The organism is Bacillus cereus group sp. BfR-BA-01381 (assembly GCF_022663555.1).
Taxonomy (GTDB): domain Bacteria; phylum Bacillota; class Bacilli; order Bacillales; family Bacillaceae_G; genus Bacillus_A; species Bacillus_A pacificus.
In genome coordinates this window covers 39,624-54,553 of record NZ_JAKUFR010000018.1, presented here as the reverse complement: position 1 = coordinate 54,553, position 14,930 = coordinate 39,624, and the positions used below count along the sequence as shown (strand labels likewise).

Here is a 14,930-nt window from a genome sequence, read left to right as displayed (position 1 = left end):
TACTTCATAGGGACGGGTTTTTTGTGTGCTTTAAAACATAAAAAGGAGTGATTGTAGATGAAGAAAGTAGATGTAAAAGAGTCAGCTGTAGGGAGAGAAACACGTATTCGTAAGCAGTGGAACGAGCAAAGTATTTTCGAGCAATCAATTCAGAATCGAGAAGGCGCACAATCTTTTGTGTTTTATGAAGGACCACCGACGGCGAACGGACTACCGCATGTAGGTCATGCACTTGGACGAACAATTAAAGATGTAGTAGCAAGATATAAAACGATGGCTGGTTATAAAGTGTTAAGAAAAGCGGGATGGGATACACACGGTTTACCTGTAGAATTAGGTGTTGAGAAGCAACTCGGTATTTCTGGTAAACATGAAATCGAAGAGTATGGAATTGAGCCTTTTATTCAGAAGTGTAAAGAGAGTGTATTCACATATGAGAAGCAGTGGCGTGAATTCACTGAAAGCATCGGTTATTGGGTCGATATGGATGATCCATACGTTACGTTAGAGAATCCATATATCGAAAGTGTATGGCATATTTTAGGGACGATTCATGAAAAAGGCTTATTGTATAAGGGACATAGAGTTTCACCATATTGCCCAAGCTGTCAAACTTCACTAAGTTCACATGAGGTTGCGCAAGGGTATAAAACAGTAAAAGATTTAAGTGCAACAGTTAAGTTTAAAGTGACAAATAGTGAAAATGAGTATTTCCTAGGGTGGACAACGACACCTTGGACACTTCCAGCAAATGTTGCGCTCGCTGTACATCCAAATATGGAATACGTGAAAGCGAAACAAGAAGGTCATGTATACATTGTTGCGAAAGAACGTGTACAAGATGTATTAAAAGAAGACTATGAAGTACTATCTGTCCATAAAGGTGAAGAATTAGTAAGCACATCTTATATGCCGCCATTTCCAATGAACGAAGTTACAAATGGCTACCACGTTATCGCAGCAGATTTTGTTACGGCAGATAGTGGTACAGGACTCGTTCATATCGCTCCAGCATATGGGGAGGACGATTATAGAGTCGTTCAAAGTGCAGGATTGTCATTCTTGCATGTTGTAGATGAGAAAGGTGAGTATACAGAAGCAGTACCATTTTTGAAAGGGAAATTTGTAAAAGATTGTGACGTGGATATCGTTCGTTATTTAGCGAAGGAAGGCTTACTATACCATAAAGAAAAGTATGAACATAGCTACCCACATTGCTGGCGCTGTGATTCACCACTTCTTTATTATGCAGGAGAGAGTTGGTTAATCCGAACGACTGCAATTAAAGATACATTTTTACAAAATAACGATTCTGTTACTTGGTATCCAGGCCATATGAAACATGGACGCTTTGGTAAGTTTTTAGAAAACATGGTGGACTGGAATATTAGCCGAAATAGATATTGGGGAACACCATTAAACGTATGGGAATGTGAAAGTTGCGATCATCAATTCGCACCGAAAAGCATTGCTGATTTAAGAAAGCATAGTACGAAAGAAACACCTGAAGATTTAGAATTGCACAAGCCGTATGTAGATGAAGTGCAAGTTAACTGCGAAAAATGCGGAAGTGCGATGAATCGTACACCAGAAGTAATTGATGTTTGGTTTGATAGTGGTTCCATGCCATTTGCGCAATATCATTATCCATTTGAAAATAAAGAGTTATTTGAAGAACAGTTTCCAGCAGATGTAATTGCAGAAGGCATTGATCAAACACGCGGCTGGTTTTATAGTTTATTAGCAGTATCGGCACTATATACAGGAAAAGTGCCTTATAAACGAGTGTTATCACTAGGGCATGTATTAGATGAAGAAGGACAGAAAATGTCTAAAAGTAAAGGGAATGCACTAGATCCAGTTGATTTAGTAAATCAGTTTGGTGCAGATGCTTTAAGATGGGCACTTCTCGTTGACAGTGCTCCGTGGAATGCGAAGCGTTTTTCTGAAAGAACAGTATTGGAAGCGAAATCTAAGTTTGTAGATACATTAGTCAATGTGTATAGTTTCTACGTTTTATATGCAAATTTAGATGAGTATAATCCAGATGAAACATATGACGTAAAGCGAACGAAATTGGATGAATGGGTATTATCAAGATTGCATAGTACAACGAAAAAAGTGAGAACTGCACTTGATGATTATCAATTTACGAATGCAGCTCGTGAAATCGCGGCGCTTGTAGATGAAGTAAGTAACTGGTACGTAAGACGTTCACGTAATCGTTTCTGGGAGTCTGGTATGAATGCTGAAAAAGCAGCTGCGTATGAGACACTTCATGAAGTGCTTGTGACAATTAGTAAATTAATTGCACCATTTACACCGTTTGTCGCTGAAGATATTCATTTGAATTTAACTGGAAGTAGCGTTCATTTAAAGGATTATCCAGTTGTAAATGAATCGCTACTTCAGCCGAAATTAGAAGCGGAAATGGATGCAGTTTTACAAGTTGTTGAACTTGGAAGAAGTAATCGTAATCAACATTCTTTAAAAGTAAAACAGCCGTTAGCGGAACTTGTATTACTTGAGCATAATGAAAATGATATGGATTGGGAATCTTATCGTGATATCGTTATGGATGAGTTAAATGTGAAGGCGTTCCATGTTGAACTTGATGAAACGAAATACACGTCCTATCAATTAAAGCTGAATTTTAAAACGGCTGGGCCGAAGTTCGGTAAAAATGTGAATGCAGTAAATGGCTGGCTAAAACAATTATCACAAGACGAGGTACAAAACTTTGTCTCTACAGAAAGAGCAGTTTACGAAGCAGCATCAGGAGAAGAAGTAGTTGTAACGACTGAAGATGTATTAGTAGAGAAAGTTGCAAAATCTGGATTCTCTAATACAACTAACGGACAATATACAGTAATGTTAGATACGAATGTGACGGAAGAATTGCTACAAGAAGGGGTAGCACGTGAATTCATTCGCGCCGTTCAAGAATATCGTAAGCAGTTGAATTTACCTGTTAATTTACGAGTAGATGTAATTCTTGATATAGAGGAAGAACTACAGCAAACGTTAACGAATCATAAAGAGTTGTTGGAAGAAAACTTACTCGTTAAACAATTTACATTTGGTCACTTAACGAATGAAGACGATGAACTATCTTTAGGTGAGACGAAAGTTCGTATTAAATTAAGCGCGACTAAGTAAAGAAAAGGAAGTTGGAATCATTCCAACTTCCTTTTTTGTATGATAGATATTTATCCGGCTAATTTTTTCATAATCGATTCGATAGGATCTCAAGAAAATTTCTTTCTAAAGTATTGTTTTCGCTTTACACATAAATATTGAGAAAATTTCACGCCCCCTTAATGGAAAGGTAATAGAATTGCTCATAGAGAATTACTCGTAGATTCAATTTTTATTCCCCCCATTTTATGGGGAATGATTGCCTAGTGGTAATGGGATAAGGTTGAGCTACTTTATTAGGGGGAGTGGTTCTATGTTTAATAAAAAAATGGTGGCAATGGCAATGACTGTGCCGTTAGTAATGGGGACGATTACTACAGTTTCGGCATTAGAAAAACAACAGCAAGTAAAGCTAGAAGCTTATTCACCGCAGAAAAAAGCAACGGAATATTTAAAAGAAAATGCTGCGCAGTATGGATTAAAAGCAGACCTTTCAGACTTGCAATATATTTCTACAACAGAAACGTCAGTAGCTTCATATGTTAGGTTCCAACAAGTTGTGAATGGTGCGCCTGTATTTTCAAAACAAATTACAGTTACTCTTAACGGTGAGGGAAAAGGAGTACTTGCTGTTTCTGATTATCAATCTGTTAAAGGTGTGAAGGAAGCTACGACAAAAATTAGTGAAAAAGATGCAATACAAAAATCAATGGCGTATGTTGGAGAAGCAAGTGAACAAAACTTATGGGCTCCTACAGAGAAAGAATTTGGATATATTATTGAAGAGGGAATTGCTCGTCCAGTATATAAAGTTGTAGTCCATTCTAATAATCCATTTGGTGCATGGGAAACATTTGTTGATGCAGAAAATGGAAAGTTAATTAAAAAGGTTGATATAAACCGTAAAGCAGAAGGATCAGGAAAAGTATTTTTACCTAACCCAGTCGTATCTAGCGGTAGTAAAGTAGGTTTAAAAGATAATAATGATGCAGATTCAACAGAGTTAACAAACCAATTAAAGACTGTTACGTTAAAAGGTTTAGATGGGACAGGATTTTTAATTGGAGAGTATGTAACGATTTCTTCAAAAGCAAAAACGAAATCTACAAACTTACAATTTAACTATACACGTGCAAATGATAGCTTTGAAGATGTGATGTCGTATTATCATATCGATACTTTACAACGTTACATTCAAAGTCTAGGTTTTAAAAATATTAATAATCGCTCTATTAAAGTGAATGTAAATGGAACGACGGCGGACAACTCATTTTATTCTCCGACAACGAAAGCTTTAACATTTGGTACTGGCGGAGTAGATGATGCAGAAGATGCGGGTATTATCGCACATGAATATGGACATTCGATTCAAGATAATCAAGTTCCTGGTTTTGGTAGTTCGGCAGAAGGCGGAGCGATGGGAGAAGGATTTGGAGACTTCTTAGGTGCTACGTATGAAGATGCAGTATCAACTACAGGGTACGGAAAAGCATGTGTTGGAGAATGGGATGCGACTGCTTATTCTAGTTCAGATCCAACGTGCTTACGCCGATTAGATAATAATAAAGTGTATCCGAAAGATATTACGAATGAAGTACATGATGATGGAGAAATTTGGGCACAAGGCCAATATGAAATGGCACAAGCATTTGGTCGTGATGTAGCAACGAAAATTATTTTACAATCGCACTGGTCGTTAACACCAAACTCTAAATTCAGTGATGGAGCGAAAGCGATTAAGCAAGCGGATGCTCTTTTATATGGCGGACAACATGCTGCGGATATTGATCGTATTTGGGCAGCGAGAGGAATTAGTACGAATTAATGTAAAAAGTCGTGGCATGTATAAGCCACGACTTTTTAATTTGCTTAAGAACTGGTGCTAGTAAAGTAAGCTATATGAATGATAATGTGAATTTATTCGCATTTCATTTGTTTTTTTCGTCTTTAAAAACAAAATGCTCTTTAAATTTTCTAGACTCTACTTTTTGACCATTTCTCATGGAGCGGAAAGGGTGTTCTTGCCAAGTAATAATTACATCAACTTCATCCGCTTTTGTAGCAACTGGAAAATTAACATGTTCAAATCCAGTTTTTCCACTTGCTAAACGACTTTCCTTTAGAGAAAAGAGTTCATATTTCGTTTTTGTTTTTGGTTCGTTGCGGAATACTTCGACTTGTACGTTATATACTTCACTGTTTCCAACATTTTTTACTGAAAATTGATAAGTTTGGAATTCATCTTTTTTAGCTTGAAGCTTTTTTTTGTTTACTTTTTTCGGTTCAGCAATATTCACTTGCCATTGATCAGAGTTTTGAGAGATAGGTAAAGATTTTGGTGAGTATGCGTACGTTTCATTCACTACAATTAGGCATAACAAAAGAAGAAAGAAACTAATCGCTTTTTTCATATAAACACCTCACTATAAAATTTTTATTAATATGCGTAAATAAAACGGAAAATATGTAATTAAATGGAAAAAGGTGATACTTTGATTCAAATGAATTTAAAAAAACTTGAAAAGGTAGTAAATGGAGAAGGATTACAAAACTCGTTTCATCTTATCGAGATGCATGGTGTCTGCATAGATTCCAAAAATATGAAAGAAGGAAATGTATTCGTTCCAATCATTAGGGTGAAAGATGGGGATGAGTATGTGAAAGAGGCAATGGATAATGGAGCTGTTGCTTCCTTATGGAAAAAGTCTTACGGTACTCCGCCAAAAGGGATTCCAATTATATTTGTAGATGACACTTTTTTTGCTTTGCAACAATTGGCACAGCATTATCGAAGAGAGCTAAATGTAAAAGTAATAGGAATTACAGGTAGTAATGGCAAGACTACGGTAAAAGATATAATAGGAGGTATTTTAAGTTCAACTTATAGAGTGCATAAAACAAAAGGTAATTTTAATAGTCAAATCGGTTTGCCGTTAACAATTTTAGAAATGAAACGAAATACTGAGTTTTTAATACTTGAAATGGGAATGAGTGAAAAAGGACAAATTCGAAATTTATCACGAATCGCACAGCCAGATGTAGCGATCATTACAATGATTGGACAGTCACACTTAGAAACGCTTGGATCAAGAGAAGAGATTGCGAAGGCTAAATTTGAAATTGTAGACGGATTACATGACGGTGGACTGTTCTTATATAATGGTGATGAGCCATTACTTTCTCAAAATATTAATATGCTAGGTATAGAAAGTAAGTCGTTTGGTGGAAAGTATACAAATGATTTGTTTCCAACAAACGTACAATTAGATGAATATGGTGTTCACTTTAAATTAAATGATTCAACAAAAGTGAAGTATGATGTTCCTTTACATGGAAAGCATAATATTTTAAATGCGATCGTTGGAATTGCTGTAGGGCAATTTTACAATGTTCCTACAGAAAAGATACAAGAAGCATTGCAGCAAATAAATATTACACAAATGCGCTTTCAGTTTTTAACTGCTAAAACAGGTTTTACAATTATTAACGATGCATGGAATGCAAGTCCCTCCTCAATGAAGGCTGCAATTGAAACGTTACAGAAATTAAATGCCTATGAGAAAAAAATGATAGTGATTGGGGATATGTTGGAGTTAGGGAAGAAAGGTGAAACATATCATAGAGAAATTGGTAAAATGTTAAATGAGGAGAGCATTCAATATGTATTTACGTATGGAGCGTTATCTGAAATCGTAGCGGAAGAAGCAAGAAAGAACTATCATGCAGGAAAAGTACAATCATTTGATAATAAAGCCGAGATAGCAGAGGAAATATTGAAAGTTATAACGAAAAATGATGTTGTATTATTAAAAGGCTCACGTGGAATGGCTTTAGAGGAGATTGTACAAAAGTGGATTTGAAAAATCAAAATATATTTAAAAAGACTTGCGTTTTATAAAACAAAGAGATAGAATACTCTGTAAATATAAAAAGTGATGATCAGGAAAAGTACATGATGCAAAGGTCTACAGAGAGCAATCGGTTGCTGAGAAGATTGTGATACCGCATGATGGAAAGACACCTGTGAGTGTTGCTTTGAACGTGATAATTAGTAAAAGCAAACGGTACCTACCGTTATCAGGACTAAGATGGTCATTATGACAATTTGGGTGGTACCGCGGAAAAATCCGTCCCTATTTATAGGGGCGGATTTTTGTATTCTTTGAAAGGAGGTGAGTGACCGTGGATGATGACGATGACAACAACAATAACGTAAATAAATATAAAATTACTGGAGGGAAATGTAATGGATCCAATAATGAAGCGTTCACTCACAAAAGAATGTACAAAGCAAAGCGGGAAAGTTGTATTACTTCAAGGATGGGTAAAAAAGATTCGTCATCTAGGTAATGTTAGTTTTTTATTAATAAGGGATCGATCAGGGGTTATGCAATGCGTATTAGAAAACAAGCTAGCTGGATTTAAAGTAGATGTAGAAAGCGTTGTTCAAGTCGTAGGCCAAATAGTAGAGACTTCGAAAACAGAATTAGGGATTGAAGTGCTTGCTCACGAAGTGAAAATATTAAATGGGGCAGAACCACTTCCATTTGAAATAAATAAAAAGAAGTTACAAGTTGGCTTAGATCAACTACTGAATGAACGGGTATTATCATTAAGACATGAGCGAATCGCGGCTATATTTAAAGTGAAATCTACGCTCGTCCAGAGTTTTAGTGAATTCCTTATAGAGAACGATTTCACACGTATATTTACTCCAAAAATTGTTTCGCAAGGGGCAGAAGGAGGAGCAAATGTTTTTAAGTTGCCATACTTCCAAAAAGAAGCGTATTTAGCTCAATCACCACAGTTTTATAAACAGATGATGGTAGCTGGCGGGCTAGAACGTGTTTTTGAAATTGCACCTGTTTACAGAGCAGAGCATCATAATTCTTCCCGTCATTTGAATGAATATATATCGTTAGACGTAGAACTTGGATTTATTCATGATTTTCATGAAGTGATGCAATTAGAAACGGATGTTTTACGATATATGCTTCAACAAGTAGCAAGAAATTGTGAAAAAGAACTACAACTATTACAAATAGAAGTACCTGTTATTACTGAAATACCGAAAATTACATTGTTACAAGCACAAGAAATCTTGAAAAGTAAGTATCGGAAAGAATCGCCAATTGGGGATTTAGATACAGAAGGTGAAAAGCTACTAGGGAAATATGTGAAGGAAACATATAAGAGTGAGTTTGTTTTCATTACACATTACCCGAAAGAAGCGAGACCGATGTATACGATGCCGAATAACGAGAATCCAACTATTACTGATTCGTTTGACTTACTATATAAAGGTTTAGAGATAACATCAGGGGCACAGAGAATTCATAATTATGAAATGTTACTAGCTTCTTTTAAAGAAAAAGGATTACATCCCGATAAATTTCATTCGTATTTAAATACATTTCGATACGGTTGTCCCCCGCACGGTGGTTTTGGAATTGGATTAGAGAGAGTTGTATATAAATTTTTAGAATTATCGAATGTGAGAGAAGCGAGTGCTTTTCCAAGAGATTGTACGCGTCTTATACCATAACATGAGTACCCTTCTATAGTATAGAAGGGTACTTTGCATTTTAATAAAAGTGGAAGAGAATAATAATATTTTTTGTGTGAAAATATGTAAATTATATTAAGAACATTTTATAATGAATTGAGAAAAAGAAAATTCATAAGTTATAATGAAATATGAATATAAAAAAAGTTCATATAATAATGTATGGAAGGGTATGAAACATGTTATATCAAACTCAAGCAACACAACAAACACCAGCTTATATAATTTATCTTCTTGATGTAAGCGCATCAATGAACCAAATGATGGATGCAGGCGGAGAAGAAAAAAGAAGAATTGATATTGTAACGGATGCTCTTTCTTTAGCGATTCGCCAAATGGTATTTCGTTCAACAAAAGGTAGTCGTCTGCTTCCAAGGTATAAGTTATCTATTTTAGCCTATAGCGATCATGTTTTTGATTTATTGGGTGGTGTGAAAACAATAGATGAGGTAGCAAGACTGCGCCCATTAGAAAAAATTCAAACGCATCGTTTAACTGATACAGCAAAAGCTTTCTCTGTAGTGGAGAAGTTATTGCAAAAGGAATTACCAAATTTACAAGATGGACCAGCCCCTGTTGTTTGTCATATGACAGATGGGGCTTCAACTGGTGAAGATCCAGAATTAATTGTACGAAGAATTATGAATATGTCTGTACCTGATGGAAACGTACTAATTGAAAATATTTTTATTTCAGATGAAATTATGCAAGAGCAAATTTCTAATATAAAGAAGTGGGAAGGGATTATGCCAAATACAGAGATTACAGATGAATATGGTGCAAAGTTGCAAAGACTTTCATCACCTATCCCTCAAAGCTATCGTGAGATGATGACGGAACATGGGTTTCATATTGCAGATGGTGCTGTGATGATGTTTCCTGGGACAAATGCTGACTTAGTATCACTTGGATTTCAAATGTCTGCCGCAACGCCGGTTCGATAGGAGGGGGGAGTATGGTGAAATATATCCTCTCGCAAAAGAAAGAAACGGTATTGCAAGAAAAGAAAATGAAACATTTTACATATCGATATAGCTATGTAAGAGCAAAGGAAACGCAGGATTTAAATGAGGGTGGACAAGACTTCCTAGCATTTCAAGATAATGGAACTAGTTTCATATTTGCGTTATGTGATGGTGTAGGGCTGTCTTTTCATGGTGAAATTGCTGCAGAATTTCTTGGTATGAAGTTAGTAAACTTGTTTGATACATGTCAAGGAAGTGGACTGGATATTGCTACATTATTAAATGAACAGTTAAATAATTGGATAGAAGAAGCTTCAGAGGAAGTGAATGCATTTCGATTGCCAGAACAAACACCGTGGTTACTTCGCGATGTCTTGGAGGAAAAGCGAAAACAAGGTAGTGAAGCTATGTTTATTGGTGGGAAAATAGAACTTATTCCAAATCAAGATAAAGTACAAATAACGATAGTTACACATGGCGATTCCTTTGTACAATTGTTTCAAGATAAAGAGAATTGTTCGAATGTAGTGAAGTTTGAGAGAAATATAGAGAAAAGATGGTCTACACGGCGAGGCATTATTGGTGGGGAATTGGCGGTTTTTTCAAAGACATTATCTAGACAAGAAGCGAATCGGATAGTTATTCACTCAGACGGACTTACGCTGCTTAAGCAGTATAACGTTGAGGAAGTGTTAAAAGAAATTGAGAGGGCACAGAACTCTCCGACAAGCGATGATATTTCATTTTTAGATGTTTCTTGGTAATAAACACGATGGAAAAAAGGTGAATAAACGTGGAAGAGATTATTGTGACATACATAAAACAGTCAAATGAAGAAATTGATATTGCAATTCCAAATGACGTAAAAGTGGTACAAATTATTGAAGCGATTTTACATCATGAAAAAATAGATGAAGCATTGAGCGGGATCTATGAAATTAGAGTGGCAAAAGATAAAGAAGAGTGGCATTCTATTCGAAATGATGAAACGTTGCGCGATAATGATGTGTGGGATGGACAATATGTAATGCTACATAAAAAAGGAGCAATTATCCCTTCTTTTGAAATGATGCCAGCAGAAGAAGTTTATAATGAACCTGTTAAACAAGATATGTCTTCTAGTGAAGAAGATTATGTATGGAAAATCATTGAGTAATAGTTTTTGGATGGGGAAGGAGAAATGTTTTGTGCAAAAATCACCGTATTTTCAACGCTCTCCGCGTGTGAAAGTAGATATACCAACAGGGGATGTTATTATTCATGATCCACCGAATATACCGGAGGAGCCGAAGTTTTCAATTGAAACAATGTTACTACCAGCAATGATGACGGTTTTAACATTGGTATTATATTTTGTAATGATGAAATTTATGAAGATGAATTCAAGTTATATGCCATTAATGATGGTTTCAAGTATTCCAATGTTGGGATCATATGTAATTACAACAATGGGGCATTTCCGTAAAAAGAAAGAACATCGTCAAATGGTTGAACAATTACAAACAAGATACTTAGAGCAAATTCAAAAGCATCGAGTGGAATTAGATACGTTAAAGGTTGAACAAGCAAAATATTTAATTACACAAAATCCAAGCCCATTAAAAAGTGTACAAAGAATTGAAAACAGGGAAAGTAATTTGTGGGAGAGAACACCTGAAAGTCCAGACTTTTTAGATATTCGTATTGGTACAGGAGAAAGACCATTCCTTGTAGAATTGAAGGTGCCTGAACAGAAAGGTTACGAAGAAAATCCATTAGTTACAGAAGCACAAAATGTGAAAAGGGATTTCAATACGATACCGAATGGCCATATTTCAATTTCTTTGAAAAAAAATGATGTAATTGGTGTAGTCGGAAATAAAGAAGATAGACTAAACTTTATTCGAATTGTAACGACACAAATTATGACGCATCATGCACCGAATGAAGTGAAAATAGCAGCCTTTTATCATGAGAAGGAGAAAAAGCAGTGGGATTGGATGAGGTGGCTTCCTCACGTATGGGATGAACAGAGAAGTATGCGCTTTTTATCTGAAAATCAACAAGATGCACAGAAACTAGCTGAAGTACTATTTACCCCACTTAATATGCGTAGAATCTATAATTCTTCTGCGCAAGCAGATGCAAAAGTTCCCTTAATTCCGATGTATGTATTTTTCTTATCAGCGAGAGAATTTTTAGAAGATGATCCTTTAACTCCAATGTTACTTAGAGAAGGTGAAAGTGTAGGAGCTTCTACATTTATTTTTGCGGAACAAAAGGAACGCTTACCGATGGAATGTGATCTTGTAATAAGCTTAAATGGAGAAAATGGTGAGTTAGTAGAAACGTTTTCAAGCTCAGCTGAAAATAGTGGAACAACGCGTGCTAGTTTTAAAGTGGATCGACTTTCATTCGAGCGATGTGAACTAGGAGCGCGAAGCATTGCTCCAATTCGAATGAAAAGTTCTACAGCAGCCAACATTCCGAAAGTATTAACATTTTTAGACTTGTTTCAAGCTAAAAATATGGAAGATTTACAAGTGCTAGAGAGATGGAAAGAAAATCGATATCCGACTTCATTACCGGTTCCAATTGGGGTAAGAGAAGGAAGTAAACCTGTTTTTCTAAATATTCACGATAAAATAGAGAAAAAAGGGCATGGTCCACACGGTCTAATGGCTGGTACAACAGGATCAGGAAAAAGTGAAGTAATTCAGTCTATAATAGCAGCGTTAGCAGCAACCTATCACCCTCATGAGATGGCATTTATGCTTATCGATTATAAAGGTGGTGGGATGTCAAACACATTTGCGGGATTACCGCATATTATTGCATCTATTACGAACTTAGTGGACCCGAACTTAATTGAGCGTGCCAGAATTTCATTAAAGGCAGAACTAGAACGGAGACAAAAATTATTCATTCAAGCTGGAAATGTTCAGCATCTAGATGAATATTATGAAACAAGCTGGCGTGAAAAAGAACCTTTACCACATTTATTTATTGTTATTGATGAGTTTGCTCAAATGAAAAAGGAACAACCAGAATTTATGGACGAGCTAATTAGTGTCGCTGCAATAGGAAGGACATTAGGAGTTCACTTATTATTAGCAACTCAAAAACCTTCAGGGGTTGTAAATGACAAGATTTGGAGTAACTCACGTTTTCGAATTTGTTTACGTGTACAAGATGACGCGGATAGTCGTGAAATGTTAAAGATTCCAGATGCATCTAAAATCAATGTACCAGGGCGAGGATATCTTCAAGTTGGTAGCAATGAAGTATTGGAATTATTCCAATCTGCATGGAGTGGAGCACCTTATAATCCAGATGAAGAGAAAGTTCTTGATATTGTTGACTTTACAGAAGTGAAGCTTTCCGGTGAAAGAATAAAAGTGAAAAAGCGTCCAAAACCAATGACAAATAGTCCAAAGCAATTACAAGCTTTTATTCAATATGTACAGAGCGTATCAGAAAAAGAAAATATTAAAGCATTACCAGGACCTTGGCTGGATCCATTACCGGAAAAATTATTGTTAAAAGAATTTTATGCTATGGAAAATTGGACAATTGCTGAGTGGAATAAACCGAAAGAATATTTACAAGTAACAGTAGGATTAATTGATGATGTTGCAAATCAAGCACAATTTCCTCTGAAGTTAGATTTACAAGAAGGGCATTTAAATATTTATGGTATGCCAGGTACAGGGAAAACGACGATGTTGCAAACAATTATTATGTCTTTAGCTGTATCGCACACACCAGAAGAAGTGAATTTCTATGTTATTGATTTTGGTCGAATGTTCTTAGATTTTAGAGACTTACCTCATATAGGCGGGATTATACAAGAAGGCGAAAATGAGAAAATGAAACGTCTATTTGGATTTTTAAAGAAGGAAATCACGCATAGAAAAGAGAGTTTTTCTAATATCGGTGCAAAGTCATTCTCTATGTATAACCGAATGGTGGAAAAGAAAATACCAGCTATAGTAGTAATGGTAGATGGTTATATAAGATTCAAAAATGAATTCGAGAAAGAAAATGAAGTATTAGAATTATTATTGCGTGAATCAAGTACATACGGAGTTTATTTCTATTTCTCTCTGAATCAAACAATTGATATGTTCGATCGTGTTCGTAATAATATACCGATGGCACTTACATTTGAATTGCAAGATGGAACAGAATACCATAACTTAGTAGGCAGACCTAAATTCCCATTAATTGAAGTTCCTGTTGGTCGTGGATTAATGAAAGGGCAACCGCCGGAACTATTCCAAGCAGCATTGCCGTTTATTGGTGAAAGTGAACTTGAGTACTCTCAACAATTAAAAACAATTATTCAAAAAATGAATGGAGAATGGGATGGTGAAAAAGCAAAAGCTATTCCAATGGTACCTAAAGAAATATTTGTAGAGCATATGGTTGAAAAATTAGAAACAGCCCAAATTTCAGCAGGTATAGAAACAGAGGATATTCGCTTACAAAGCTTTTCTTTAGATGAAATGAGTCATATATTTATTGGGGGAAGAATAGAAGGTGGAAAAACATCGGTATTACAAACACTTCTATTCACTACTACATACCAATACTCTCCTGAAAAGGTTGAGCTATACTTAGTAGACCTTGGTGAAAGACCTACAGGCTTATTAGCTCTTGGAGATTTACCTCATGTGAAGAAGAAAGTTACAGAGGGTATGCAATTAAAAGAAATGTTAGATGAATTGTTAGAGCTAATAAATAATAGAGAACCAATAATGCCTTCTATAGATCCAAACGTAACAGTGGAGTTTCCATATAAGAGAATAATCATTGCAATTGATGATATTGATCAAATGTTAACTGTATTATCTACTGATTATGAGGCAAAAAATAAAATGGAACTAATAGTCCAAAACTGTAAAAATAAAGGGATTCACTTTATGACAGCGGCTACAACGTCTAGTTTAAATAGCTATTCTCATGAAAAATGGTTTGCGGAAATTAGAAAGAGAAGTATTGGTTATTTATTGGGAACGACACAAAATAACGATGTGTATTTCTTTAATATGAAACTGCCACATACTGAAATGGATCAAGAATTATTAAGTGGGGATGGATATTGTATACGTAGAAAGCCAATAAAAATAAAATGTGCATATACACCATTACATTTACTTCGCACAATGACAGAGAAAATTAGTGTGAAATGGTCTGAATTAAAAGTGAAATAATATTAAAATAGGGTTAAATTACTAGAAAATAGAATATTTTTGTAATTTAACTCTTTAAAAATTGTA

The 14,930-nt window shown here is 35.5% G+C and carries 9 protein-coding genes and 2 other annotated features (1 of these 11 only partly in view); of the genes, 8 read left to right on the top strand and 1 reads right to left on the bottom strand.

Annotation, left to right across the window (positions count from 1 at the left end; translation table 11 throughout):
* Positions 1–4 (top strand) — a binding site (T-box leader); it begins 236 nt to the left of the window's first position.
* Positions 5–57: 53 nt separating this feature from the next.
* Both ileS and MR079_RS08990 read left to right on the top strand, forming a co-directional pair.
* Positions 58–3,159 carry an isoleucine--tRNA ligase gene (gene ileS, locus MR079_RS08995; RefSeq protein WP_242293903.1) on the top strand — a complete coding sequence of 1,034 codons (3,102 nt, stop codon included), beginning with the start codon at positions 58–60 and terminating at the stop codon, positions 3,157–3,159.
* A gap of 292 nt (positions 3,160–3,451) precedes the next feature.
* Positions 3,452–4,963 carry a M36 family metallopeptidase gene (locus MR079_RS08990; protein ID WP_016717355.1) on the top strand — a complete coding sequence of 504 codons (1,512 nt, stop codon included), beginning with the start codon at positions 3,452–3,454 and terminating at the stop codon, positions 4,961–4,963.
* Between the two features lie 103 nt (positions 4,964–5,066).
* Here the strand turns inward: MR079_RS08990 and MR079_RS08985 are convergent, their stop codons facing one another.
* Complete coding sequence (locus MR079_RS08985) at positions 5,067–5,549, bottom strand: hypothetical protein (protein WP_000709327.1); 483 nt, start codon at positions 5,547–5,549, stop codon at positions 5,067–5,069.
* A gap of 63 nt (positions 5,550–5,612) precedes the next feature.
* On the opposite strand from MR079_RS08985, the gene MR079_RS08980 reads away from it, so the two are divergent.
* From MR079_RS08980 to essC, 6 genes are all read left to right on the top strand, one after another.
* A complete protein-coding gene (locus tag MR079_RS08980) occupies positions 5,613–6,998 on the top strand; it encodes a UDP-N-acetylmuramoyl-tripeptide--D-alanyl-D-alanine ligase (RefSeq protein ID WP_242293902.1) in 1,386 nt (461 codons plus the stop codon).
* Between the two features lie 66 nt (positions 6,999–7,064).
* Positions 7,065–7,276 (top strand) — a binding site (T-box leader).
* A gap of 108 nt (positions 7,277–7,384) precedes the next feature.
* The gene (gene aspS, locus MR079_RS08975) at positions 7,385–8,683 is read left to right on the top strand and encodes an aspartate--tRNA(Asn) ligase (RefSeq protein WP_139867388.1); all 1,299 of its coding nucleotides are present in this window, start codon (positions 7,385–7,387) and stop codon (positions 8,681–8,683) included.
* A gap of 200 nt (positions 8,684–8,883) precedes the next feature.
* The gene (locus MR079_RS08970; RefSeq protein ID WP_044792564.1) at positions 8,884–9,648 is read left to right on the top strand and encodes a vWA domain-containing protein; all 765 of its coding nucleotides are present in this window, start codon (positions 8,884–8,886) and stop codon (positions 9,646–9,648) included.
* 11 nt (positions 9,649–9,659) lie between these two features.
* Complete coding sequence (locus MR079_RS08965) at positions 9,660–10,433, top strand: PP2C family serine/threonine-protein phosphatase (RefSeq protein WP_242293901.1); 774 nt, start codon at positions 9,660–9,662, stop codon at positions 10,431–10,433.
* Between the two features lie 29 nt (positions 10,434–10,462).
* A complete protein-coding gene (locus MR079_RS08960; RefSeq protein ID WP_000391141.1) occupies positions 10,463–10,825 on the top strand; it encodes an EsaB/YukD family protein in 363 nt (120 codons plus the stop codon).
* Between the two features lie 31 nt (positions 10,826–10,856).
* Positions 10,857–14,864 carry a type VII secretion protein EssC gene (gene essC, locus MR079_RS08955; protein WP_242293900.1) on the top strand — a complete coding sequence of 1,336 codons (4,008 nt, stop codon included), beginning with the start codon at positions 10,857–10,859 and terminating at the stop codon, positions 14,862–14,864.
* Positions 14,865–14,930 lie beyond the last annotated feature (66 nt).